Genomic DNA, 22,757 nt, shown 5'->3' on the forward strand with positions numbered 1-22,757 from the left:
AATGGCCTGAGTCCGGTTGAATACCGGACCCAGGCCCTAGCCGCCTGACCCCGCTGTCCAACTTTTGGGGGTCACCTCATTGCGCGCGATGGCGTTACGGCAAGCACCCATCGCGCGCGAGCGCGCTCCCACAAAAAAGATAAGCAGCGGGGTTACGAAACCAGCGGCGCCTCATACATGTAGTAATGGCACCGCTCCATCCCCAACCCACCATACGTCGCCTGCGCCCGCGCATTCTCCGTCTCGACGTAAAGCCGCAACCCCACCGCCCCGGCACCCTCAGCCATCGCCTTCACATGGTGGTACATGGCCTTGAACACCCCGTGCCGCCGCGCCTCCTGCGCCACGTAGACACTCTGTACCCACCAGAAGTCGCCGCAACGCCAGTCGCTCCATTCGTAGGTGACCAGCAGGCAACCCACGGGCGCGCCATCGAGTTCCGCCACGAGATAGAACCCGCGCCGCGGCTCATCGAACACCGCGCGCACGCCGCGGCCGATGGTCTCGGGATCGAGCCGCTTCTCCTCGGTCTCCCAAGCCATGGCGATGTTCCAGCGGGCGATGTGGTCCGCGTCTTCGACGGCGGCGCGGCGTACTTCAAGCGTCATGATTGTTGTCCGGTGATGGGCGCCGCTTGCGCGACGCGCCCAGTTTGCGTGTCAGGGTATTGCGGCCGACGCCCAAGGCGATGGCTGCCTGCTGGCGGTGGCCTTCGTTGGCGACCAGCGCGGCCTGCAACAGGGTCTTGTCCATGGCTTCGCGGGCACGCGCGTGGATATCCGGCTCGCCCTGGGCCAAGGCGTCCTGTGCCCAGGCGCGCAGGGCGTCGGTCCACTCACCCGTGCGCGTGCCACGCGGCGGCAGCGCGCCGAGGTCGGCGCTCTGGATTTCCACGCCCGGCGAGATGACGGCGAGGCGTCGGCAGAGGTTTTCCAGTTCGCGGACGTTGCCGGGGTAGTCGCGCTGTTCGATCAGCTTCATGGCACCGCGCGAGAAGCGCTTCACCGGCAGGTTCAGTTCCGCGGCGGCTTTCGCGAGGAAGTGCTTTGCGAGCAGCGGAACATCGCCACGGCGCTCGCGCAGCGATGGCAGCGGAATGCGGACGACATCGAGGCGGTGTTTGAGGTCGGCACGGAACAGGCCTTGCGCGACGCGTGATTCGAGGTCCTGGTGCGTGGCGGCGATGATGCGGACATTGCCGCGCATCAGCTCGCGACCACCCACGCGGTAGAACTCGCCGCCCGCCAGCACACGCAGAAGACGCGTCTGAAGGCCGAGCGGCATGTCGCCGATTTCATCGAGGAACAGCGTGCCGCCGTCGGCCTGCTCGAAGCGGCCAGCCACGCGACGCGTCGCGCCGGTGAACGCGCCTGCTTCGTGGCCGAAGAGTTCGCTTTCCAGCAGCTCGGAGGGAATGGCCGCGGTGTTCAGTGCGACATACGGTTTGCCGGCCCGGGCGCTTTCTTCGTGCAGGGCGCGGGCGACCAGCTCCTTACCCGTACCGGTTTCGCCCGTAATCAGCACGTTGAGGTCGCTTGCCGCCACGCGGCCGATCAGGCGGAAGACTTCGCGCATCGCGGCGCTCTCGCCAATCAGCGCGTGCTCGTCGGTGCGCTGCACCGGGATGCTGACTTCTTCGTTCGCCGCGGCGAGCGCGCGCTCGACCGTGCCCACGGCCTGGTCCAGGTCGAACGGCTTGGCCAGGTAATCCGCCGCGCCGGCGCGATAGGCCGCGGCCGTCGTGGCTACATCGGTGAAGGCGCTCATGACGATCACCGGGCCGATATTCCGGCGCGTGAGGTCTTCAAGCAGCCGAAGACCGTTCTCCCCGGGCATGCGCACGTCGGTGACGAGCAAGGCCGGGCGGCTTTCTTCTAGCGCGGCCCGTACCGCATCGCCGGCGCTGAATTCGCGTACCGTGTGGCCGGCATCGCGCAATGCTTCGGCCAGGACAAAGCGCACGCCACGGTCATCGTCGGCGATCCAGATCTCACTCATGCGGGCGTTCCATGGGGAGGTAGAGGGAGAACACGGTGTCACCGGGGCGGCTCACGTAACGCAGGTCGCCGCCGTGCTCCAGCGCGATCTCGCGCGACAGCGCAAGCCCGAGGCCGGTGCCGTCGGGGCGGCCGCTGACCAGCGGCTGGAACAGCACATCGCGAAGCTCGTCCGGCACACCCGGGCCGTCATCCGTCACGTCCACGCGCAAAGCCGCACGCACCGTGCGATCGCCAAGGCGCGCCCCGTGTTCGATGCGCGTGCGCAGCGTGAGCGTGCGCGCGCCGGCTTCAATGGCATTGCGGGTGAGGTTGAGCAAGACCTGCAGGAGGCGGTCGTTGTCGCCGAGCACGTCCGGGAGGCTCGGGTCGTAGTCGTGGCGCACGGCCGGCGCATTCGCCTCCGCCGTCACCAGCCCCTCCAGACGTTCCAGCAATTCGTGGATGTTCACCGGGCCGATGCGCGCGGCGCCGCCATGGCGGAGCAGACCATCGGCGAGAGCAGCGAGGCGGTCCGCCTCGGCAATGACCATGGCCGCCAGCGAGCGGAGGTCGTCATCCGCCACCCGGCGCTCCAGCAGCTGCGCCGCACCACGCAGGCCAGCGAGCGGGTTCTTCACTTCGTGGGCGAAGCCACGGAGGGTCGCGGAGAGGGGGGTCTCGGTGACGCTGAGGTCAGGGGCCAGCGGGTGGACTTCGATCAGGACCCGCCCATCACCAATCGGCTGGAGCGCCAGGTCGGCCGTGATGTCCCGGCCGCGGGCGGTGCCGAAGGTGATGGCGCGGAGGTTGAAGCCGCGGGCCTCCGAGGTGGTGCGGGCCAGCTGAGCAGCCAGATTGGGCTCGCGGATGAGTTGGCCCACGAGCTGGCCGACCGCCGTCCGGGGGCCGACATCCAGCATCTCGCCCAGGGCCGGGTTGATCCACGCGACACGCAGGTCCGCGCCCACGACCGCCAGGCCGGTGCCGAGAAGGGTTAGGAGTTCAGCCTGATCGGGTGCATGCATTGCACCAATTTAGGGAGGGTTTTGTTGCGGTGCAACTGGAGGGATTCCTAGGGGTACGCTTTCTTAAAATGAAGGCCACTCCCCGCCCTTGCGTCTGATGCGTGCGGCTCAAGGCATGTCACATGGCTCGTGACGGCTGCGCAATCCAGCATTGGACGGGTCAGGATGCAAGGGACGCTGGAACTTCCGATCTTGGCAAGTAGTTCGCCATGCCGCCCGAGAGTCGACCTGCGGCGCTGCGCGGCCGCTAGTGTCGTCGTATTGACGGACGCCGCATATGAAGTATTTGACTGGACGTTGAACGCGCTGCGCGCACGTATAACCAACTGGTTGATTTCCGTATATATTGCTCATGACAAAGTAGATCTGACACGAAAGAAACCATGCATAGGCATGATTCTTGCTTCAGATTAGGATGAGGTCACGTTACCACGGCAGGGAATGATGAAAGCGCCCAACACGAGCTTAAGCCCATGAAGCCACAAGAAATTTTGCTGGCGGCCCTGGCTTCCGGATCGCGGCCCGACTTCTCGCCAGTGCAGCTTCAGAAGCTGATGTTTTTAATTGATAGGAACATCGGCGAACCGCTAGGCGGGCCGTTCTTTGATTTTGCTCCATACGACTACGGCCCTTTTGACGTGGGCGTGTACAACGCATTTTCCGGCCTTGAGTTCCAGGGTTTAGGCGAGGCATCGGGTTACGGCAAGGAACGCCGATACAGTCTCACGGCCGCTGGGTATGCGAATGCCCAGGAAATTGTAAATACGCTGCACCCCGCTTATGCAAATTACATAATCGAAGTTGCTCAATTTGTCCAAAGGGTATCTTTCACCGAGCTTGTTTCATCGATTTACAAAACTTATCCGGAAATGAGAGCCAACAGCGTATTTCGAGGCTGACCGTGACAGCACTTGTAGGAATTTATTGCAAGGATGGAGTGGTAATTGGTGCCGACAGTGCAGCCACTTCCTCCACGGCAGGGGGACAAAGGACCATCGAGCAGCCGGTAATGAAGATAGAGATCGTTGACGATCGGATCATTATCGCGGGAACTGGACAGATTGGCCTTGGTCAGCGCTTTTGCGCGCACGTTCGCGGTCTGTGGGCGGCGAACAGGTTCTCCGGTTTAGACGCGTTCGCGATGACTAGTCTGATTACTAGCACCACTGTCAGGGACTTTCAAACGACTGGTGCTCCCATGCACCAATACGGGGCTTTAATGGCGTTCCCGTGCAAACGTGATCGTCATCTTGTGGAGTTCGCAACAGCAGACTTTCAGCCCGAGTTTAAGAACCAGAACCTGTGGTACGTATCAATGGGCAGCGGGCAGACGATTATTGATCCGTTCCTCGGTTTGATGCGTGAGGTCTTTTGGAGTGATGGCCCGCCCTCCGTCAAAGATGCCATATTTGCTACGACCTGGATGCTTGATCATGCCGTTGCCATTAATCCTGGCGGCGTTAATGCTCCGGTCAAGATTGCTGTAATGGAAAAGCAACGGGACGATTGGCAGGCTCGAATTCTCACTGAGGACGAGCTGTTGGAGCACCGCGCAAGTGTGGGCGCGGCGAAGGAAGCCCTCCGAAACTACAAGCGAAATCTCGGTGGCGAAAGTGCGGTGGACCTGCCTGTTGTGCCGCCGGTTCCAGTTAATGGCGCTCAGGCCCGAAGCGCAGTAGCTGACCAGCCCTTGGGATTATGAGATGCTAGGAAGACTATTGTTCGCTCGACAGGGATGAACTCGGTCGAAGCCGAATCCATATCGACGCACGTCTAAACCAGCGGTCGTACGCAGTCCTAGTCACACGGATACTATGAGAATTCAACATTTCGATCGTGTGGTTTACAAGAATAACCCTCTGGCCGAGGTCATCTGCCAAGCGAGATTTTTGCGCGGTAGCGATCTCATCGACCCAGATGGCTTCGTTAGTGATCTCAGGACCGCGGGCTATCCAATTGCTCGTATAAACGCGCCGCTCAGCATTCATATCAACATTGCTGGTCATGCAGTTGCGGCCGAACAATCGGCCAACACTGAGGGTGAACGAGCCGCTGTTGCAGACCCGCAACAAGCCACACTCCGGCCGTCGTACACCAGCACTAGCGCAGATGGCGTTTGGTCGGTCGCCTTCAACGAAGAATCAATTTCACTGACGTGTACAACGTACAGCGGCTGGCAGGACTTCATGCCGCGATTCACCGAGCTGGTTGAACTGTACGGAAAATGGTTCCCTGGCGCCAAAGCGGTTCGCCTAGGTCTCCGCTATAAAGACGTCATTGACCGAGAAAAAATTGGTCGACCTGGCGAGCATTGGCACACGTTCATCGAACCCTTCTTGCTAGGCGCACTTGCTGAAGGTGTGTTTGCTGATGATGCTGTAATTCCCGAAGAAAGCGTATCGGCCTCGCTAACGCAAGCGATCGTGAAGCTCGACGAGTGCGCGCTCACACTTCAGAGCGCGCTCCTTCGTGCTGTCTTAGACCCAACAAAGACCGTCTTCCTAATCGATGCGGACTTTTCAACAGATTCTGACGACATACGGGACATCGCGTATTCCGAAGATCAGCTCAAACGTAACCTAGCTGTACTTCACGAACATGCCGGTGCAATGTTCAGGCGTAGCATAAAGGAGAAGTTGCATGTCGCTCTCGACCCTGCTTGATTATGCCGAGGTTGAAAGCTCCATCAGTGGTGAGCGCATGGTTACCGCTGCGAGGATGTACCACATCGCCACGCTAAGCGTCCCTGGCTATGGAAACGCGTATCAGCTCGACGGAACCGAGGGCGTGAACGAAAACGTGTGGGGTTACCTCTACCGAGAGACCAAGAATGCACTGGTCACGCAACCGTGGCTAAAGTGGATAAGCGCTAAATACGCTCCCGTCGACTCGGCTGCGCTACAAATGACTGCCGACGCGGCTTTCGCCGCAATTCGCGCGGGCGGACCGTCGTCGATTGATCTTTCTTTGGTTGATCCGGTGGAGGTAAACGGTGAGCATCTTGCGATGCTACTCCGTTGCATCTCGTCATGGGAAAGCCAGCTGCCTGGTTGGGACCGAGCGATCCGTATTGCTACCGCCGCTTTGGAGCGGGAGCGAAAACTGCCTGAAGATGCGCTTTTCGGAATGATCTAGAATGGCATTAGCTCCACTGAACCCAATCGCCTTCACTGCAGACGAAGTCGTCGTGACGCTGTCTCGCGCCCGCACCCCCGAGGGACATACAGGCATTGGCTTTTATGACGAGCAGGGCAATGCGATGGTCTATCACCTCGATGGCCATCACAACGTAAAACTAGAGCCAGCAGGCGCTAAGGCCGCAGGCTGGCTATTCGAGACGCTTGATTTAAGTCCGTTGGTACGCAAGCAACTTGCCGTGTATGTCCGGTCCGTTGTCAAATGGCTTTCATCGATCAACAACGCTGTCGACTACGGCATTGACTTCGTTGCAGCGAAAGGGAGCTTTGCCGCGAACGGCATATATACGCCTCCAGCGAATTCCACCGGACTGACATGCGCCTCGTTCGTCGTGGAGATACTGCGTGGAGCACGCATCAACCTCATAGACGAAACCACTTGGATCAGTTCTCCAGCGAACGTGCAATGGGCGAATGACTTGGCCGATCTTCTTGATCACATTTCGCTTGGGCGCCGGCAAGCTGGGGACAACGCCCTCGCAGACACTCTGGCTGAGCGTGCGGTCTTGATCCGCAACTCGGCACCGTTAGGCTTGCGGCTGCTTCCTGTTGAGGTCGCCGCGATCGCAGCGATGCCGAGGGTGACGTGGCCAGTAGCCTATAACGACGCGCAAGGACCTGCTGGCGTCGCGCGCGCGACACTCGCCGCGATCTAAGTGACCGATTGTCCCATTCTTGACGCAGTCGATCGATAGCCCGACTAAGGCTTGGAGCAAGATCTCAATCGTAGAAGGGGATGCAGACGAATCGCTTTCAATGGCGTATGGCCTGGCCTCGAAGGTGGACCCGGTCAGCGGCCAACAGGCTCTCAGGCGACCGAGGCGTCCACAGCATCGCGTATGTGTCATGACTCTTGAATGGCCGACCAGAACGCTTGCCCATTTCTGTCGCGCACATTCGATACTGACTGCATTGCAGTTGCCCGACGGTGCCGTACAGAGGATGTCATGCCAGGCACTTCCATATCTTAGGTCATCGGCCGTTCGCGGCTGATTTCCCAAGCCCATTTAGCATGAGCACGCGCAACGCCCTCAGTTCCCGTCCGCATCATCGCCGCGACCGCTTCCAGCGACAAGGCCAACTGCTTCGTCTCGATACCCTCAGCTTCATGGACCAGGTCAGCCAAGGTAGCCAAGACTCCCCGGGCATACTGCAGCCAAGCTGTCGCTTCATTCAAAAGCTCATGCACCGTCGGCTCATCGGCCGAAACCTCGCCCCGGCTCGCGCCCGCAGTGCTGAAATCAAAATCCCTCATACCTTCCCTCCGCTGCCACACCAACACGACCTAACGTGGCACAACAGTCAACCACCGACCTGCCATGCCACGGACCATACGATCGCGGGTTCACCGGCTGCCTGTGTCCAGGCGCCGGGTGGCTTGATTGATGACGTGTTTGCGGGCGTCTACCGTCCATGAGGTTCGCCAGGCGTAGCGCCTGCCTCATTCGATCAAGAATTGCCTCAAAGATGGACGTCGCTGCGGTTCTTCAACCGTGCCTGCGGCTTATGCAGGCGGCCCGTGGACCGGTGGGGTGTCGCCGGGGGGATTCGGCGGGCGAGCGAGTGCCGTATGATCAGGGGTAGCCATAATCAACTCTTCTTCAGTTGGTTTGGTTAGCGAGGTAGGTGTGTTGCTGCACGCCTGCCTCGCGACTCTCACCGCCATGGCGGTGGTTGCCTCGGTAGTTAGTGACCGGCGAGGCAACGAGGTCACCCTAACAAAACGCTTCTGCGTTGTCTGTAAGACAAATCGTGCTGTGCGTAAGCGACAGCCCTGGGAAGCAAGCGTTTTGTCCTCCGGCGCGACACGACTGGCGCCGCAGTGGAGTTGCTTTCGCTGCTGCGGGTTAGGCTGGTTGGGTGACGAATGCGTGCGCGTATCGAGCCAGCCTACTAGCGCCAGCACTCGGCAAAGAAAAGTATTCAGGCGCTGCTGCGGAACTCAGTGACTTCCTGCTCCGGACGAATTAGCCCCCGCGCCGAATTCGTACGGGTACGCCCTTCGCCGCCGGCGTCTTCGACGCCTCGTCGTGATACCAGAGTGGGACCAGCGGATTCATCTCGGGGTAGTAGCCGCCGACGCAGCCCCTGGGAAGATTAAACGCCGTCACCGTGAGGCCCTCCACTTCCCTCGTCACGCCATCGCCTGCATCGGTGACCAGGGTCACCACGTCGCCGGGCAGCAGGCCCTAACCGGCGATATCGTCCGGTGCCATCAAAAGTACCATGCGTGAGCCTTCCAGCCCACGCAGGCGATCGCTGAATCCATAGATCGTGGTGTTGAACTGGTCGTTTGAACGCATGGTGATGAGGTGCAGCCTGCCTTCCGCGTCACCGATGCCCAGGGCAGTCTGGACAGTGGGCGTGGTGAATTCCGCCTTGCCGCTTTCCGTTTTCCATTGGCGCTCGTGGGCGGGGTTGCCCCGGTAGAAGCCGCCGTTATGAAACATCCGCGCCGAGTAGTCGCGGAACATATCCGGGTAGGTCGCCTCGATCAACGTCCGGATGCGCGCGTAATCGCCGCTCCAGGTCAGCCAGGGGCGCTTCGGATGCGCAGGCAGCACAGCGTTCGCGATGCCGGCCACGATGGCTGTCTCGGAACGCAGGTGCGGGCTGGCCGGTGTGGCGTGTCCCATGGAACCGTGGATGTGACTGAAACTGTCCTCGATGGACACGGCTTGCGGAACACCCGCCTGGACGTCGGTCTCCGAACGGGCGAGGCACGGCAGCAGGTAACTGGCCTTGCCGTGCACCACGTGGCTACGGTTAAGCTTGGTGGCGACGTAGACGGTGAGGTCCAGGCTCCGCCAGGCCGGTTCCATGGCATCACGGTCGGGTATCGCGCGCACAAAGTTACCGCCGAGGCTGACGAACGCCTTGACCGACCCGTCTTGCACGCCCTCGCACACTTCGACCGTGGTCCGGCCTTTTTCGCGCGGTGGCTCGAACGCGAATAGTTCCGCGAGGCGATCCAGCGGCACTAGCTCGGGCTTTTCGGAAATGCCGACCGTGCGCTGACCCTGCACATTGGAATGACCGCGCACCGGACAGATCCCGGCGCCCTCGCGTCCGATATTGCCGCGCAGCAATAGCAGGTTGACCAGCATGCCGATACTTTGCGATCCATGGACATGCTGGGTCAGTCCCATGCCGTAGACACCGATGACATTCCCGGCCTCGCAGTAGACGTCTGCCGCGGCCTCGAGGTCGGACTGGCTGAGTCCCGAGTGCCGTTCGATGTCTTCCCACGATGCCTGCATGGCAGCCTCGGCGAAGGTATGAAAGCCCGAGGTATGTTCTTCGATGAAAGCGCGATCGATAAGCCCTTCGCCGCCCGAGTCACGTAGCGCAGCGTCTCGCGCCAACACGTGCTTGCAGATGCCCATTAGTGCAGAAATGTCACCGCCGGGCCGCACCTGGAGGTACATGTGCGATAGCTCCGTTGGCGTCTGGGTGACCATCTGCATGGGGTTCTGCGGATTGATGAAATGCAGCAGGCCAGCTTCGCGCACCGGATTGAAGGTGATGACCTTGCAACCGCGCTTCACGGCGTCCTGCAGTGGATGAAGAAAGCGCGGGCTATTGGAGCCGGGGTTCTGCCCAAAGTAGAAGATGGCATCGCAATGTTCAAAATCTTCAAGGACGCACGTCCCCACGGGCGAGCCGGTCACCTTTTTAAGGCCAACCGATGTCGTCTCGTGACACATGTTCGAGCTGTCGGGAAGGTTGTTGTTGCCATAGACGCGCGCCATGAGTGCGTAAAGGTACGATGCTTCGAGCGACGCCTTGCCCGATGCATAAAATACCGCTTCCGGGGGCGCCAGCTTTTTTAATGCCTGACCGATGCCTTCGAAAGCCTCATCCCATGTGCAGGCCACGTACCGGTCAGCCGACGCGTCGTAGCGTAGCGGCTCGGTCAGTCGGCCAACCATTTCGAGGTCGTGGTCCGACCAGGTGCGTAGTTCGCTGACGGTGTGATCCTGGAAAAACGCCGGCGTGCAGCGATCGGTGGTCAGCTCCCATATCGTCGATTTAGCGCCGTTCTCGCAAAATTCAAAAAGATGCGGGCTTGCGGGCTTGCCCCAGGCGCACGAGGTGCACATGAATCCCCGCGGCTTGTTCTGCCGCCTTAGGGTTTCCAGAGCGCCCTTTGGGTGTTCCCTGGCGTAGACCTTCTCCATGCCGGATACGGAACCCCATCCGCCGGCTGTCTCCTCGGGCGGGGCGGAGCCGACCTCATCAGTACCGGATGCCATCACCATTCTCCTACCTAGCGCGCGCCTTCGTCGCGCTGTGATGCTCTGCTGCGGCGATGGTGCCGCAGATGGCGGAACTGGTCAGGCGGACAATGGCATCAGTGTCGGCTTGCAACGTGGGCTCCGGCACATCATCGAGACGGATATCACCGGGACCATGGAAGACGACGGCTTTCATGGGCGGCACTCCTGACGGAAAACGTCGCCATAGGCGGTGTGCCGTGAACCGGGAGGCCCCGAAGTGTCGCGGTTGGATGACGGCTCTGACAGCACGCGGGCGCCCGGAGGCGCCCGCTGCATGTGGTGGTCCAGAATCAAGTCAGGCCTTTTCGGCGGCCTTCTGCTTGCCCATCTGCTCGGCGAGCAAGGTGAGCTTCTCGTCGGCCGCTTTTTCTTCTTTCAGGGTCGCCTGCAGAAGCGGCACGGCCTTGGTGTAGCCAAGCTGGTTGGCCAGGGCAATGAGGACACCGTAGCCTGCAATCTCATAGTGCTCGACCCGGTTGCCGCCGCCGATGAGAGCGACGTCCCGTAACGGGCCCTTTTCGATTTCATCGATGACCTCCTTGCCTTCTTCGACAAGGCCTTCCATGGCTGCGCACTTCATGCGCTTGAGCCGAATGCCGAGGAGTTCGACAATTTCGTCGATTCGCTCGACCTGTCCTTGCGTTTCTTCCAGATGGGATTCAAATGCCGTTTGCAGGTCCGGACTCGATGACGCACGGGCCAGACGCGGCAAGGCTTTTGTCAGCTGCTTTTCAGCGCTATAGATGTCCGAAAGTTCATGGATGAACAGGTCTTCAAGGGTTTTCACAGCCATGGTGCTGTCTCCGGTTGTTTAACGTTTGGCTTCAACGTGGGGGGTTGAATCCCGGGCCAGAAAGTCGTCCGTCAGCTCCGGGAGATGATTGAGCAGCCACTCCGCCATGGCCTGCTCCTGGGGAAGGATTTCATCCACGGCCTGCACGGTCTCGGCGTCGCCTTCGGCAAGGGCCGCAGCGCGCAACGTCGTGTAGGTCGCGATTTCAAGGTTTTCGAACACGTAGCCGGCGATGGCTCCCTTGATGATCTCGTCGGAATTGACCGAACCACCGATGGCCTGGCCGAAGGCCATCATCTTGCCCATGGCGTCCTTGGTGACGGACGGCTTCGTGTCATAGCGCGCAAGGCATGCCTCAACGAGCCTCTGCTGCCCAAGCGTCTCCTGGAGATGCTGCTCGATGCGTGCCTTCAGCTGGGGGTAGTGCTCGATGCGCGCCGCCTGGGCCTTGAGCATGTGCTCGGCCTGTTGCTCCATTGCATGGGCGTCGCGCAGCCAGTCAATAAGGTTTTCCCGAAGCTCGGCCATGGATGTATCCCGTTTGGAGGTTTCGGAATTTTGGGAGAGCACCCATCAACAAGATTTCTTGCGTGCGTGAATCGAATCTGCGTTCCCCCTCACGAATGTGTTTTCCGAGAGCTCGTCTCACGCGCGTCAGGGTTAAATCACAGCGTTAAAGCAACCCATGCACACACGCACCGCCAGTGTCCGTTGGCCAGCCACTGAAGGAGCCAGCGCATGTTCAATCACAACAAACGATTGCAGTACACGGTGCGGGTGGGCGAAACAAACCCTGCCCTTGCCAACCTTCGTTTAGAGCAGTTTGGAGGTCCGCGGGGCGAGCGCGCTGCCGCCATGCGGTGCGTTACGCCGCCGACTTGCGCTTCAACATTGCTGAGGCGACACCACCGGGCCATGGTGTGAGGGCAAGGGCTTTAGCGAGACAGCGGTTCCTGAGAAGGAGGCGCTTCCCGTCGACGACGGTGACGGGCAGGCATCGGTCACCTTGAACGGCAAGTAGCAGGAAGCCGTGGAAGCCTCTGCAGCACGCGGGGCGCCGGCCCGTGACCCGGTTACGGGTGCGGCTGCTGCGCCTGCCTTTTCATGCTTTAGGCGACACAGCCCGCTTCCGGGGCGCCGATCCCCGACTTGACGACCACGAAGCCCTGCGCGGTCAATTTAGCCAGGAAATGGGGAAGGTCGTCGCATTCTGAGCATAGGTTAGCTCCGCCGGGATAGTGGATAACCCGAGAGCCCCGCTCCTCAATAAGCAACACCGGCTCGTTCTCGTTTTCTACGACCGCCCATCCGACTGTTCGCATGCTTCTTACCCGTACGCCCATGAGGAACTCCGACCCTGCGGAGCCAGAGCACAGCTGATACTGGCGGGGCGCAAGAAAGTGTGAAGGCCATTTGGGCGGTATCGAGGAGGTGTCGACTCGGTAAGCATGGTTGCTGCGCAATCAGTTGAATTGACCGCTACCAGTACGACTTTCCGACCTTGGGGCGTTCTCGCCGAAGCGGATTAGCAGTTCCGCTAGCTCAAGCATTGCATTGCCGAATCCCAGCGTGGGTTCGCTGCTCGAAGGGCCAAGTAACAGCACGACGCGCAACGCGGCAGCCTGTAAGTCCAGTTGACCGGAGCAAGCGGATTGCCTCGCGATGTGCGACGCCCAGAATCGCGCGCCATCGAAGTCCCCAGCGACCGCTGCCCGGTTCATCTCCAGAGCTGCATTCTTTAAATCTATCGCCAGCGCGACGAGAGACTGATTCCCCATCTCCGCACTCCTCCGAAGTGCTCCGGCGAAACCAAGTGTTCTGGAGAATAGGAATGCAGAATCAACGCATGTTCGGCGTGTAAAATGGCCGCGTCGAAATTTCACACAGAGGTTTCAGACCAAGTTTCGGCCAACCCCAACCTCTACTTGCCGCGCTCGCGGTACGTGGGGGAACGCATACGAAGAAGGCTTATGTGTGGTCAGCGGCTGACCGGAGTCAGCGGCGGTACGTTCCGCTCATAACCGCTGCCGTGCGTTCGGCGTCGAGCGTCGCTCTTTCGATCGCCTCACGTTCTGATGGGAAAGTTGCCACCCCACCCGAAGCGACCGGCTTGCTGCTCTGTGCCAATTCGCGACTGGTATATATCGCCCAGCTTGCCGTCCAATGACCTGACAGGCCCCTTGCCTCCCTGGGCTCGATCACTGCCCAATGGGCGCCGGCCAGCGTTTCCTCTGTCATGCAATGGGCCCCGCAGTGGATATCGGTTGGATAGTACCGAAGTTAACCCGCGCCGCTTATTCAGCCGGCACCCAGGCCGGCCCGGATCGAGCACTCTACCGCGAGCTGCACTTCGGCGCTCACGTCGCCATCGGCCTTGTCGGCCTTGAGAAGCCGACCGTGTGGGCGAGCAACCGACTCATCGCCCTTGCGAACCTGCGCGGTCCAGATCGCAACGTCGGGCGCCGCCCTATCCCACATCACGACGTAGCTGTACCCGTCGTATTCACCGGTGAACTCAGCCATGCGTGCACTCCGGCCCTCTTCTCAGGGTCGATCGTGCATGCCATCCCCAAAAGTCGCAAGGTCGCGCGGCGCCATCACGGATTGCCGACGCCGTCGGCCGCATTCTTCCGCCCGCTTGGCGTCACCCCATCCCCCCGCGCCCAGCACTCGCCCCCGTCCATCAGCGGGGGCGTTTTGCTTCAGGGAGGCGGGGACGCCTGCTCATACGAGTCCAGAAACTGCCCCGGCCCCCGACCCGAAGCCGCACGCCGACCCCACCCGCGGTAGGGGCTAACAACCGATCACTTGCCTGGATGCAGGACGACCTTCGTCCAGCCATCTTTCCGGTCATCGAAATTTCGATAGGCCTGCGGTGCTTCTTCAAGGCCGAGCTCATGGGAAATGATGTCTGACGGTTCGGCCTTACCGCGGTGGATGAGTTCGCACAGCTGGCGGTTGTAGTGCTTTACGTTCGCCTGCCCCGTCCTCATGAACTGGCCCTTGAACCAGAAACTGCCGAAGTCGAAGGCGATCTTTCCTTCCTTGGCTAGCTCATCCTCTGCACCAGGATCCTTCGGAACAAACACGCCTACGACACCCAAGCCGCCAGTAGGGCGAACCGAGGCAACCAGGTCATTCATCGTCGCGTTCGGTCGCTCATGGCCGTGGTGGTCATGGCACTGGTAGCCCACGCACTCGCAACCCCGGTCGGCACCGCCCTTGGTTAGCTCGAGGATCCGACCGACGTGGTCGCCTTTCGAGTCGTCGACCACGGTAGCCCCAAGCTCCTTTGCAAGCTTCAGCCGGTCGGGGTGGCGGTCGACAACGATCACCTCAGACGCACCCTGGATGCGCGCGGAGAGCGCGGCCATGAGCCCGACGGGTCCGGCGCCGTAGATGACGATGTTCTCCCCGGGCTGCAGGCCAGACAGCACGGTGGCGTGCCAGCCGGTAGGGAAGATATCGGAGAGAAGCACATAGTCGAGTTCCTTTTCCGTCGCATCCTCCGGCAGCACGAGGCAGTTGAAATCGCCGTAGGGCACGCGGAGCAGCTCAGCCTGGCCACCACTGTAGGGTCCCATGTCGGCAAAGCCATAAGCCGCGCCCGCACTGCCCGGGTTAGTGGTCAGGCAGAAGCCCGTCAAACCCGCCTCGCAGTTGCGACAGAAGCCGCAGCCGATGTTGAACGGCAGCACGACCCGATCGCCAACCTTGACGCGATCGACCGCGTTACCCACCTCGATCACCTCGCCCATGTTCTCGTGTCCGAGGATCTTGCCCTGCTCGACGCTGGTGCGGCCTTCATACATGTGAAGGTCCGACCCGCAGATGTTCGTGGTCGTGACGCGTACCAGCACATCCGTGGGCTTTTCGATCTTCGCATCCGGGACGGTCTTGACCGCGACATCTTTCGGGCCGTTGTAAACCAGCGCTTTCATGGCAACTCCAGGCGGGTGGGGACAGCCACACCTTCGCCAATACAGGTGCAGGCGCACGTCCCCGGCCGGTGAACAGACGTCCACTTCCGTGAAGAGGCTCCGCGCACATGCTTCGTCACACACACACGCTAATTCAAATCCCACCACGGCGCATTCACCGTACGGCGACCCGGGACGCGACGAAATGGAGCGATCCAAGCCAGAGCACAGCCATGAAGCCCGAGACCGCTTTCCCCGTCCGCTACTCGCCATCCCTTGAACAGATCGCCGACGACGAGGCTGACGTACACGCCGACCTGGTCGAGCAACTGGAGAAAATCGGTGACACCACGTATGCCCATGGCCATCAGGCGCTGCGCAGCGTGCATGCCAAGGGCCACGGGTTGCTGGTTGGATCTATCACCGTGGCCGACGGGCTGCCGCCCGAGCTCGCGCAGGGAATGTTCGCGTCGTCCGGCACGTACGACGCCGTGGTCCGCCTGTCCACTCCCGCGGGTGACGTGCTTGATGACAACGTCTCGCTGCCGCGCGGGATGGCCGTGAAGATCATAGGCGTCGATGGCGAGCGACTTGCGGCATCACGCGAGGGTCGGACCCAGGATTTCGTGATGGTCAATGGCCCGGCATTCGCCAAACCCGACGCGAAGAGTTTCCTTCGCACGCTCAAGCTTCTCGCCGCCACCACCGATAAGGGCGAAGCGCTGAAGCGCGCCTTGTCTTCGACATTGCGCGCGGTGGAAAAGGCCGTCGAAGGTGTCGGCGGGAAGAGCCCGACGCTGCTCACCATGGGCGGTCACCCTGAAACGCACATCCTCGGCGAGACGTTTTTCACCCAGGTGCCACTGAGGTTCGGCGACTACGTCGCCAAGATCTCGTTCGCCCCGGTTTCCGCGGAACTCACGGCTCTGACGGGCGCACCTGTCGATCTTCACGACCGCCCCGATGGGCTGCGGGAGGAAGTGATCAAGTTCTTCCGTGAATCGGGCGGAACCTGGGAAATCCGGGCCCAGCTCATGACCGATCCCGAGAAGATGCCTATCGAGGACGCGTCGGTGCCCTGGCCGGAGGACGAGAGCCCGTATCGCGTTGTCGGGACGCTCACCGTGCCTCCCCAGGCGGCATGGGACGCGGAGAAAATCCGGGCCATCGACGACGCAGCCTCGTTCAACCCCTGGCACGCCCTGGCCGCGCATCAGCCGCTCGGTGGAATCATGCGGGCACGGCGGGTGGCATACGAGACCATGTCCCGCATCCGAAGGGAGCGGAACGGAACGCCGGTCCGGGAGCCCACCTCCCTGCAGGATTTGCTCGCAGCCCGGTCACCCGGCTAGGAGCCTGCCGAATGCTCTAACCGGCTCTCCCACACCCACTTGGCGTGGGCTCGAGCGACACCTTCGGCACCTGTTCGCATCATCGCCGCGACCGCCTCCAGCGACAAAGCCAGATGCTGGCCTTCGATACCTTCGGCCTCATGGACGAGGTCCGCAAGTGTCACCGTGACACCTCGAGCGTAATTGATCCAGATCGTTGCCTCATTCAAAAGCTCGTGTATCGATGGTTCACCGCCTCGCGCTCCCGGGTGCTCGCCGCTTGCGAGATTCAGATCTGTTTCGCTCATTGCCTTCTCCACACTGCGCCGGTCGCGATCTAACGTGGCACAACAGTCAAGCACAGACCTGCCATGCCACGGACCATACGATCGCGGGTTCACCGGCTGCCTGTGTCCAGGCGCCGGGTGGCTTGATTGATGACGTGTTTACGACGTCGACCGCCGATGAGGTGCGCCAGGCGTTATGCCTGCCTCGTTCGATCAAGAATTGCCTCAAAGATGGGCGTCGCCGCGGTTCTTCAACCGTGCCTGCGGCTTATGCAGGCGGCCCGTGGACCGGTGGGGTGTCGCCGGGGGGATTCGGCGGGCGAGCGAAAGCCGTATGATCAAGGGTAGCCATAATCAACTCTTTGTCAGTTGGTTTGGTTAGCGAGGTAGGTGTGTTAGCGCACACCTGCCTCGCGACTCTCACCGCCATGGCGGTGGTTGCCTCGGTAGTTCGTGACCGGCGAGGCAACGAGGTCACCCTAACAAAACGCTTCTGCGTTGTCTGTAAGACAAATCGTGCTGTGCGTGAGCAGTCCGTTCGCCCCACACGCAAGGTGTGAGACGAACGGACACATGGAGCAACATCGCACGGCGGGCACGCCGTCGGTACATCACTCGCTCAAGGTATGTACGCCGGATTACGCGTAACAGCCGACACCGTAGCAGTCCCCACGGGAATACCCTGCGCGAACGCAGTCACACCAAACGCACCATTGAGCGCATCAGCAGCCTGCGCACTCAACGCCAGTGATGCCCCATTGATCGTCACCGACCCGGCAACGCCGGTGCCCTTGATCACCGGATTGCTGGTCAGCGTGATGTCGAACAACGGCAGGCGGCCGACGAGGTCACCATTAGCCGTGACCAGCCCGGTCAGGACCGGCGCCGGTCCCGTCGTATCGATGACGAAGTCAGTAAGGCTAACTGTTGTCGCGCCAGCTTTCAGGTTGAGACCGCCGGTATGCACGATCTCGCCTTTGGCTGTACCCAGGTCAATTTGCCCCGCCGGGATCGGAAACTTGGCGGTGGCACCGCCCAATTCACCCGGGAACTGGCGACTTGGTTTCACGCCCAACGAGGTCAGGGCATTCAAAAGCACGGGGGATAACGTCACCGTCGTGCTTCCCGCATAGGTGCTCACCGTGGGTGCGGCGAAGGTCGGCGCGGCGAATCCCAGCGCGAGGGCGGCCGTGAGGAGGGGCAGACGAGCAAGCTTAGGAATCATGATCATCTCCGGATTTGGGTTATGCCAGGCGTGACCGCTCATGACTGCTCCCCCTCAGCCTTGTCGTGACCTGCCCGACCCAGCCTCCTAAATACGTTGAAAGTGCAGAAACGGATGCAGCCCGTGCCTTCCCGCGATCGCGTGGAAGGCCCTAGCGAGACCGTCGTATCAGCGTAATTTTCCCGTTCGGCTCCAGACGGCCAATGAGCACGTCCCGCTCATCCTCGAGGCCGGCCGCGTGGAGCGCCCGGTCCAGTGCTGCGTCAGTGAGGCTCTGTCCGCGCATCGCCGCCGGGTCCCGCTTCCCGTCGCGTACCAGCAGGGTCGGAAAGCCTTCCATCAAGCGGTTGAACCATGCCGAGCGCGCACACGCCCAGGCGATGGTTTTGTCCGTCGCCAATATGCCGGCAACCCCAAGGAACGGCCCCAGCATGCCGTGATCGTCGCCAATGATCGCAGTGCGCAGGGTGCCGCCGGCAAGGGCGATGACGACGACATCGAATGCCGACAACTCACCGAAACTGCGTTTGCCGGCCAGGCGCATGAGCAGCAGCAGAATGAGATAGGTGGCAGCGCCGCGGACCAGGAACGTCCACCACGGGGCGGAAAGGGTCAGGATATCGCTCATCAGATGCTCCTCCGGCCAGGTCCTTCACGCCCAACGCGCAAGCAGGAGCCTACCGTCCCGCCATCTTTCCCCACGCGGCGTTGTGCCGATGTGGGCGCCGTCTCCAGTGCTGCATAGCTGTGAATTCGGCAAGCCCACTCCACTGACGCGCCTTCCACGCGCCCTGCACCGAACGCACCCCACCCTCCGCGTTCCCTACAGGACGCTGCCATGACCGACGCCGCTCCACCGACCCTCACCGAAGAGGGACGGCCCTTCCCTCTGGGCCCGTCTTTCGATGGCTCCGGCACCAATTTCGCCCTGTTCTCCGCGCACGCCACGCGGGTGGAGCTGTGCCTGTTCGACGAGGATGGCAACGAGACGCGCGTCGACCTGCCTGGCTACACGGATGAGATCTGGCACGGCTATGTGCCGGACGTTCGGCCGGGCCAGCAATATGGCTACCGCGTCCACGGCCCCTACGAGCCGGCGAACGGCCACCGCTTCAACCACAACAAGCTGCTGGTGGATCCGTACGCCCGGGAGCTGGCCGGCGACCTGATCTGGCGTGACGAACTCTTCGGCTATACGGTCGGCCACGCGGACGCGGACCTCAGCTTCGACGAACGCGATAGCGCGCCCTTCGTCCCCAAGGCCGTCGTGGTCGAGGAAGACTACGAGTGGGGCGACGATGCCCGCCTGATGCACCCGTGGGAAGACACGGTCATCATGGAAACGCACGTGCGCGGCTATACGATGCGGCATCCCGGGGTGCCCGAGGACCTGCGCGGAACGCTGGCCGGCCTGGCGCAGCGACCGATCACTGACTACATCCGCTCGCTGGGCGTCTCGGCCGTCGAGCTTCTCCCCATCCATGCGTACGCCGACGACCAGCACCTGCTCGATGCCGGCCGGCGCAACTACTGGGGCTACAACACGCTGGCCTTCTTCGCGGTGAAGCGCCGTTACCTCGCCAGCGGCCACCGCAACGAGTTCCGCGATGCGGTGCGCAGTCTTCATGAAGCAGGCCTCGAGGTCATCCTGGACGTCGTCTACAACCACACCGCCGAAGGCAGCGAGCTCGGCCCCACGCTGTCGTACCGCGGTATCGACAACGCGTCGTACTACCGCCTGGCGGAAGACCGCCGGTACTACATCAACGATACGGGCACCGGTAACACGCTGAACGTCTCGCACCCGCGTGTCATCCAGATGATCACGGATTCCCTGCGCTACTGGGTGCAGGACATGCACGTCGATGGCTTCCGCTTCGACCTGGCGACCATCCTGGGGCGCGAGCCCAGCGGTTTCGACCAGCGCGGCGGCATCCTGGATGCCGTGGGGCAGGATCCGTTGCTGGCGACGGTGAAGCTCATCGCCGAGCCGTGGGATTGCGGCCCGGGTGGCTACCAGGTCGGACATTTCCCACCGGGCTGGGCAGAGTGGAACGACCGCTTCCGCGACGACATGCGCAGCTTCTGGAAGGGCGACGAAGGCAAGCTCGGCGACTTCGCCAGCCGCTTCACGGGCTCCGCCGATTTCTTCAACAAGCGCGGCCGGCGCCCGTGGTCCACGGTCAACTTCATCACGGCGCACGATGGCTTCACCCTCGGCGACCTGGTCAGCTACAACGAGAAGCACAACGAGGCCAATGGCGAAGACAACCGCGATGGCTCGGACAACAACCATTCGTGGAACGGCGGTGCCGAAGGCCCCACCGACGACCAGGGCATCCTTGCGCTGCGCGAACAGCAGATGCGCAACCTGCTGGCATCACTGATCTTCGCCCGCGGCACGCCCATGCTGCTCGCCGGCGACGAACGCGCGCAGACGCAGCACGGCAACAACAACGTCTACGGCCAGGATAGCGAGATCGCCTGGATCGACTGGGAGCGCGATCCCACCGAGGGCCGGCTAACCCGGTTCGTGCAGGAGGCGATCGCGCTGCGCCGGAAGTATCCACTGCTGACCCGCTCGCGCTTCGAGACCGGGCGGGCCCAGCCCGAAGACACGCGGCTCGTGGCGACGTGGCTATCGCCTTCGGCAGCGACCATGCAGGACGATCAGTGGGCGGGTGATGCCCGGGCGGTCGCGTTGCGCATGGATGGCGTTACCGGGGTTTCGGACGATGGCGCGAGCGTGTCGGGGAGCTTGTTGATGATCGTCAACGCCTGGGCGGAGCCGGTTGAGTTCACGTTGCCCGATGCAGGGGACGAGGGGTGGCGACTCGCCTTGTCGTCCATGCTGGACGCGACAGGCGGAGCACCGGCGGAAGGCACATTCGTCGCTGTCGGTCGCTCGTTCACGGTCCTCGAATCGACCCCGCAATCCGGACACTAACCGCAGGAACCCAGAGGCAACGATGGCCCTTGTACGTATTTTCATCATGTATCCCGCCGCGCAGAGCAAGACCTGGCATGTCTCCGTGGATGGGGCCGAGGGGAGTTCGCATACGGATGGTCTCCTCGCCATCCAGGCGGCCGTGGAGCGGGCAAGGGCGTTGGAGGACATGGGCCACGACGTCGTCGTGAAACAGGAAGGCGCGGATGGTAGCTGGCAGGTCATACGGGAATGAAAGCCACCGGATTCCTGAGCGAGATCGGCTTCCCCGCGCCACGCCTCTGGTAAGGTGAGCAAATGCCCCGTCAACTGCTTGCTGTCGTCATCGAACCCAGCCTGCCGCTAGCGCAGGCTGTGAGCGACGTGCTGCGCCAGCGGGGCTATGAAACGCTGACATCGCCGACCCACGCCGGGGCTGCCCGGCAGGTTGAGCAGCGGGAACGCGTCGATGTCCTTGTGGCCGCAGTGCCGGCCCCCGGCGAGGAGCACGCGGGCGCCTACCTCGAAGAGGCCCGGAGTAAGAACGGCTCCATGAGCATCGTCATCATGCTCTCGGACCCCAATGAGCCACTGGACGATGCGCCTGCTGACGCCCTTCGGCTCATCAAGCCCTTCAGCCGGCAGGAATTGACCGACGCGATTGATCGCGCCACAGGTAGCCACGTTCCGGAGTGAGTCGTCGTCAAGCCGTTGTCGACGATCCGTCGTTTTCTTCACGGAAGTTAAAGCGGGCGCATGACGTCCGCACGGCTGGCCGACTGCATCTGCACACTTCGCGCGCGATGGTTAGGGTGTCGTCCACCATCAATAATTCCATGTCGACATCCGCCCCCCTCGCGTCGTGCCGCGTATTTATCATCCACGAGGATCCCGTTCTTGGGTCGACGCTGGCGTCTGCCTGCGAGCACCGGGGTGCCCGGATCGTGGGCATTCACCGCAGCGCCGAGCAGGCGCTTCAGGCGCTCGCCTTTCACGCGCTTGCCCACCACGACGACCTCGTCGCGATCCTGGACAGCCGGGTGGCCGACGCGGCGAGGGTTGCGCACGCCTTGTCAGACCGCGGCGTGCCTTACCTTGTGATCGAGAGCCCCAACGAAGGTGCGGGGGTGGACCTGGGCGGGGAAGCGACTCTCACGGCACCGGTTCCGCGCGGCGTCCTTATGGAGGCAGTCACCGGACTGTGCCGGGCCATTGGCCCTCACCATGGTTAGCTCGGGCCCGTAACCGGTCCACCAGATCGGTAGCTGGTCAGAGTCGTGGGTGGCAATCAGCAACCCAGTTCCTGCAGAGCCTTCACAAGCCCCTCCGACCCTAGCGGCTTTTGAAGGAACGGAATGTCCCGGTACTCCCTGGGGACGACGCCCTCGTCGTATCCACTCAGGAACATGCACGGGACACCGCGCTTTCTGAGCGTTTCGATAACCCCGTAGCACCACGATCCCTGTAGGTTGATATCCAACAGCGCACCGTCCAGCCGTTCCGTACGACCGATCAGCTCTAAGGCGCCTTTCACGTTGCCTACCGGCCCGACGACGGCCGCGCCAAGGACTCCTAGCATCTCCGCAAGCGTCTCGGCGACGAAATAGTCGTCCTCGATCACCAGTAAATGGCATCCATGGAGCGGGGAATCCGTCATCAGTTTGCCTTTGTTCTCAAAGACCACAAGACGCAGGGTGCACCTTCGTTAGCTAACAAACGGTGACAGCCATCCAAATATCGCAAGACGCGCCGGTAGACGCCCATCCGTAGCTGCCGATTATGTGCAACCGCCAG

Annotated in this window: 24 protein-coding genes and 2 pseudogenes; 11 read left to right on the forward strand and 15 right to left on the reverse strand. The window is 61.9% G+C overall.

What is annotated here, in order from left to right:
- Positions 1–152 precede the first annotated feature (152 nt).
- Genes ACZ6YI_RS15435 through ACZ6YI_RS15445 form a run of 3 tightly spaced genes read right to left on the reverse strand, consistent with a single transcriptional unit; the run spans position 153 to position 3,004 of the window.
- Positions 153–608 carry a GNAT family N-acetyltransferase gene (locus tag ACZ6YI_RS15435; protein ID WP_440328793.1) on the reverse strand — a complete coding sequence of 152 codons (456 nt, stop codon included), beginning with the start codon at positions 606–608 and terminating at the stop codon, positions 153–155.
- A complete protein-coding gene (gene ntrC, locus ACZ6YI_RS15440; protein ID WP_440328791.1) occupies positions 598–1,998 on the reverse strand; it encodes a nitrogen regulation protein NR(I) in 1,401 nt (466 codons plus the stop codon). The genes ACZ6YI_RS15435 and ntrC overlap by 11 nt, the downstream gene beginning before the upstream one ends.
- Complete coding sequence (locus ACZ6YI_RS15445) at positions 1,991–3,004, reverse strand: two-component system sensor histidine kinase NtrB (RefSeq protein WP_465779432.1); 1,014 nt, start codon at positions 3,002–3,004, stop codon at positions 1,991–1,993. The genes ntrC and ACZ6YI_RS15445 overlap by 8 nt, the downstream gene beginning before the upstream one ends.
- Positions 3,005–3,477: 473 nt before the next feature.
- On the opposite strand from ACZ6YI_RS15445, the gene ACZ6YI_RS15450 reads away from it, so the two are divergent.
- The 5 genes from ACZ6YI_RS15450 (at position 3,478) to ACZ6YI_RS15470 (ending at position 6,857) form a co-directional block, all read left to right on the forward strand.
- A complete protein-coding gene (locus ACZ6YI_RS15450; protein ID WP_465779433.1) occupies positions 3,478–3,903 on the forward strand; it encodes a Panacea domain-containing protein in 426 nt (141 codons plus the stop codon).
- Positions 3,904–3,905: 2 nt separating this feature from the next.
- Positions 3,906–4,706, forward strand: coding sequence for a hypothetical protein (locus ACZ6YI_RS15455; protein ID WP_465779434.1), 801 nt, complete (start codon positions 3,906–3,908; stop codon positions 4,704–4,706).
- A gap of 112 nt (positions 4,707–4,818) precedes the next feature.
- Positions 4,819–5,667 (forward strand): TIGR04255 family protein, encoded by an 849-nt coding sequence (locus ACZ6YI_RS15460; protein ID WP_465779435.1) that lies wholly within the window; start codon positions 4,819–4,821, stop codon positions 5,665–5,667.
- Positions 5,645–6,139 carry a hypothetical protein gene (locus ACZ6YI_RS15465; RefSeq protein WP_465779436.1) on the forward strand — a complete coding sequence of 165 codons (495 nt, stop codon included), beginning with the start codon at positions 5,645–5,647 and terminating at the stop codon, positions 6,137–6,139. The genes ACZ6YI_RS15460 and ACZ6YI_RS15465 overlap by 23 nt, the downstream gene beginning before the upstream one ends.
- 1 nt (position 6,140) lies before the next feature.
- Positions 6,141–6,857, forward strand: coding sequence for a hypothetical protein (locus ACZ6YI_RS15470; protein WP_465779437.1), 717 nt, complete (start codon positions 6,141–6,143; stop codon positions 6,855–6,857).
- A gap of 311 nt (positions 6,858–7,168) precedes the next feature.
- On the opposite strand, the gene ACZ6YI_RS15475 is transcribed toward ACZ6YI_RS15470, so the two are convergent.
- The 6 genes from ACZ6YI_RS15475 to ACZ6YI_RS15500 all read right to left on the reverse strand — a co-directional run bounded on the left by ACZ6YI_RS15475 (position 7,169) and on the right by ACZ6YI_RS15500 (position 11,802).
- The gene (locus ACZ6YI_RS15475) at positions 7,169–7,456 is read right to left on the reverse strand and encodes a hypothetical protein (protein WP_465779438.1); all 288 of its coding nucleotides are present in this window, start codon (positions 7,454–7,456) and stop codon (positions 7,169–7,171) included.
- Between the two features lie 712 nt (positions 7,457–8,168).
- Positions 8,169–8,369 carry a hypothetical protein gene (locus ACZ6YI_RS15480; RefSeq protein ID WP_465779439.1) on the reverse strand — a complete coding sequence of 67 codons (201 nt, stop codon included), beginning with the start codon at positions 8,367–8,369 and terminating at the stop codon, positions 8,169–8,171.
- 21 nt (positions 8,370–8,390) lie between these two features.
- The gene (locus ACZ6YI_RS15485) at positions 8,391–10,463 is read right to left on the reverse strand and encodes an FdhF/YdeP family oxidoreductase (RefSeq protein WP_465779440.1); all 2,073 of its coding nucleotides are present in this window, start codon (positions 10,461–10,463) and stop codon (positions 8,391–8,393) included.
- Positions 10,464–10,467: 4 nt separating this feature from the next.
- The gene (locus ACZ6YI_RS15490; RefSeq protein WP_465779441.1) at positions 10,468–10,635 is read right to left on the reverse strand and encodes a hypothetical protein; all 168 of its coding nucleotides are present in this window, start codon (positions 10,633–10,635) and stop codon (positions 10,468–10,470) included.
- A 141-nt stretch (positions 10,636–10,776) separates the two neighbouring features.
- Entirely contained in the window at positions 10,777–11,274 is a 498-nt protein-coding gene (locus ACZ6YI_RS15495) for a YciE/YciF ferroxidase family protein (protein ID WP_465779442.1), read from the reverse strand.
- Positions 11,275–11,292: 18 nt separating this feature from the next.
- Entirely contained in the window at positions 11,293–11,802 is a 510-nt protein-coding gene (locus ACZ6YI_RS15500) for a ferritin-like domain-containing protein (RefSeq protein ID WP_465779443.1), read from the reverse strand.
- Between the two features lie 210 nt (positions 11,803–12,012).
- On the opposite strand from ACZ6YI_RS15500, the pseudogene ACZ6YI_RS15505 reads away from it, so the two are divergent.
- Positions 12,013–12,144 (forward strand): annotated as a pseudogene (locus ACZ6YI_RS15505) (manganese catalase family protein); the annotation flags it as partial.
- Between the two features lie 1,428 nt (positions 12,145–13,572).
- Here ACZ6YI_RS15505 and ACZ6YI_RS15510 read toward each other — a convergent pair.
- Positions 13,573–13,797, reverse strand: coding sequence for a hypothetical protein (locus tag ACZ6YI_RS15510; RefSeq protein WP_465779444.1), 225 nt, complete (start codon positions 13,795–13,797; stop codon positions 13,573–13,575).
- Positions 13,798–14,360: 563 nt separating this feature from the next.
- Positions 14,361–15,467 (reverse strand): annotated as a pseudogene (locus ACZ6YI_RS15515) (glutathione-independent formaldehyde dehydrogenase); the annotation flags it as partial.
- Between ACZ6YI_RS15515 and ACZ6YI_RS15520 the strand changes: the two are divergent.
- Positions 15,428–16,546, forward strand: a complete 1,119-nt coding sequence (locus tag ACZ6YI_RS15520) for a catalase family protein (protein ID WP_465779445.1) — start codon at positions 15,428–15,430, stop codon at positions 16,544–16,546. The pseudogene ACZ6YI_RS15515 and the gene ACZ6YI_RS15520 sit on opposite strands and share 40 nt — an antisense overlap.
- Here the strand turns inward: ACZ6YI_RS15520 and ACZ6YI_RS15525 are convergent.
- From ACZ6YI_RS15525 to ACZ6YI_RS15535, 3 genes are all read right to left on the reverse strand, one after another.
- A complete protein-coding gene (locus ACZ6YI_RS15525) occupies positions 16,543–16,833 on the reverse strand; it encodes a hypothetical protein (protein WP_465779446.1) in 291 nt (96 codons plus the stop codon). The two genes, ACZ6YI_RS15520 and ACZ6YI_RS15525, sit on opposite strands and share 4 nt — an antisense overlap.
- A 598-nt stretch (positions 16,834–17,431) precedes the next feature.
- Entirely contained in the window at positions 17,432–18,079 is a 648-nt protein-coding gene (locus ACZ6YI_RS15530; protein ID WP_465779447.1) for a hypothetical protein, read from the reverse strand.
- A gap of 109 nt (positions 18,080–18,188) precedes the next feature.
- On the reverse strand, positions 18,189–18,665 hold the full coding sequence (locus ACZ6YI_RS15535; RefSeq protein WP_465779448.1) for a DUF421 domain-containing protein: 477 nt from the start codon (positions 18,663–18,665) through the stop codon (positions 18,189–18,191).
- A 210-nt stretch (positions 18,666–18,875) separates the two neighbouring features.
- Between ACZ6YI_RS15535 and glgX the strand changes: the two genes are divergently transcribed.
- The 4 genes from glgX (at position 18,876) to ACZ6YI_RS15555 (ending at position 22,195) form a co-directional block, all read left to right on the forward strand.
- Positions 18,876–20,984: a glycogen debranching protein GlgX gene (gene glgX / locus ACZ6YI_RS15540; protein ID WP_465779449.1), complete on the forward strand. Its 2,109-nt coding sequence runs from the start codon at positions 18,876–18,878 to the stop codon at positions 20,982–20,984.
- Positions 20,985–21,006: 22 nt separating this feature from the next.
- On the forward strand, positions 21,007–21,219 hold the full coding sequence (locus tag ACZ6YI_RS15545; protein WP_440328778.1) for a hypothetical protein: 213 nt from the start codon (positions 21,007–21,009) through the stop codon (positions 21,217–21,219).
- 62 nt (positions 21,220–21,281) lie between these two features.
- Complete coding sequence (locus ACZ6YI_RS15550; protein ID WP_465779450.1) at positions 21,282–21,659, forward strand: hypothetical protein; 378 nt, start codon at positions 21,282–21,284, stop codon at positions 21,657–21,659.
- A 140-nt stretch (positions 21,660–21,799) separates the two neighbouring features.
- Positions 21,800–22,195 carry a hypothetical protein gene (locus ACZ6YI_RS15555; protein WP_465779451.1) on the forward strand — a complete coding sequence of 132 codons (396 nt, stop codon included), beginning with the start codon at positions 21,800–21,802 and terminating at the stop codon, positions 22,193–22,195.
- Positions 22,196–22,251: 56 nt separating this feature from the next.
- Here ACZ6YI_RS15555 and ACZ6YI_RS15560 read toward each other — a convergent pair whose 3' ends face one another.
- The gene (locus tag ACZ6YI_RS15560) at positions 22,252–22,584 is read right to left on the reverse strand and encodes a response regulator (protein WP_465779452.1); all 333 of its coding nucleotides are present in this window, start codon (positions 22,582–22,584) and stop codon (positions 22,252–22,254) included.
- Between the last annotated feature and the right edge of the window lie 173 nt (positions 22,585–22,757).

The organism is Luteibacter sp. NPDC104163 (assembly GCF_055584245.1).

What these genes read in the sequence shown, in the direction of transcription:
- ACZ6YI_RS15435 (WP_440328793.1), bottom strand. Translation starts at nt 608, where the DNA reads ATGACGCTTGAAGTACGCCGCGCCGCCGTCGAAGACGCGGACCACATC.
- ntrC (WP_440328791.1), bottom strand. Translation starts at nt 1,998, where the DNA reads ATGAGTGAGATCTGGATCGCCGACGATGACCGTGGCGTGCGCTTTGTC.
- ACZ6YI_RS15445 (WP_465779432.1), bottom strand. Translation starts at nt 3,004, where the DNA reads ATGCATGCACCCGATCAGGCTGAACTCCTAACCCTTCTCGGCACCGGC.
- ACZ6YI_RS15450 (WP_465779433.1), top strand. Translation starts at nt 3,478, where the DNA reads ATGAAGCCACAAGAAATTTTGCTGGCGGCCCTGGCTTCCGGATCGCGG.
- ACZ6YI_RS15460 (WP_465779435.1), top strand. Translation starts at nt 4,819, where the DNA reads ATGAGAATTCAACATTTCGATCGTGTGGTTTACAAGAATAACCCTCTG.
- ACZ6YI_RS15465 (WP_465779436.1), top strand. Translation starts at nt 5,645, where the DNA reads ATGTCGCTCTCGACCCTGCTTGATTATGCCGAGGTTGAAAGCTCCATC.
- ACZ6YI_RS15470 (WP_465779437.1), top strand. Translation starts at nt 6,141, where the DNA reads ATGGCATTAGCTCCACTGAACCCAATCGCCTTCACTGCAGACGAAGTC.
- ACZ6YI_RS15475 (WP_465779438.1), bottom strand. Translation starts at nt 7,456, where the DNA reads ATGAGGGATTTTGATTTCAGCACTGCGGGCGCGAGCCGGGGCGAGGTT.
- ACZ6YI_RS15485 (WP_465779440.1), bottom strand. Translation starts at nt 10,463, where the DNA reads ATGGTGATGGCATCCGGTACTGATGAGGTCGGCTCCGCCCCGCCCGAG.
- ACZ6YI_RS15490 (WP_465779441.1), bottom strand. Translation starts at nt 10,635, where the DNA reads ATGAAAGCCGTCGTCTTCCATGGTCCCGGTGATATCCGTCTCGATGAT.
- ACZ6YI_RS15495 (WP_465779442.1), bottom strand. Translation starts at nt 11,274, where the DNA reads ATGGCTGTGAAAACCCTTGAAGACCTGTTCATCCATGAACTTTCGGAC.
- ACZ6YI_RS15500 (WP_465779443.1), bottom strand. Translation starts at nt 11,802, where the DNA reads ATGGCCGAGCTTCGGGAAAACCTTATTGACTGGCTGCGCGACGCCCAT.
- ACZ6YI_RS15510 (WP_465779444.1), bottom strand. Translation starts at nt 13,797, where the DNA reads ATGGCTGAGTTCACCGGTGAATACGACGGGTACAGCTACGTCGTGATG.
- ACZ6YI_RS15520 (WP_465779445.1), top strand. Translation starts at nt 15,428, where the DNA reads ATGAAGCCCGAGACCGCTTTCCCCGTCCGCTACTCGCCATCCCTTGAA.
- ACZ6YI_RS15525 (WP_465779446.1), bottom strand. Translation starts at nt 16,833, where the DNA reads ATGAGCGAAACAGATCTGAATCTCGCAAGCGGCGAGCACCCGGGAGCG.
- ACZ6YI_RS15530 (WP_465779447.1), bottom strand. Translation starts at nt 18,079, where the DNA reads ATGAGCGGTCACGCCTGGCATAACCCAAATCCGGAGATGATCATGATT.
- ACZ6YI_RS15535 (WP_465779448.1), bottom strand. Translation starts at nt 18,665, where the DNA reads ATGAGCGATATCCTGACCCTTTCCGCCCCGTGGTGGACGTTCCTGGTC.
- glgX (WP_465779449.1), top strand. Translation starts at nt 18,876, where the DNA reads ATGACCGACGCCGCTCCACCGACCCTCACCGAAGAGGGACGGCCCTTC.
- ACZ6YI_RS15545 (WP_440328778.1), top strand. Translation starts at nt 21,007, where the DNA reads ATGGCCCTTGTACGTATTTTCATCATGTATCCCGCCGCGCAGAGCAAG.
- ACZ6YI_RS15550 (WP_465779450.1), top strand. Translation starts at nt 21,282, where the DNA reads ATGCCCCGTCAACTGCTTGCTGTCGTCATCGAACCCAGCCTGCCGCTA.
- ACZ6YI_RS15555 (WP_465779451.1), top strand. Translation starts at nt 21,800, where the DNA reads ATGTCGACATCCGCCCCCCTCGCGTCGTGCCGCGTATTTATCATCCAC.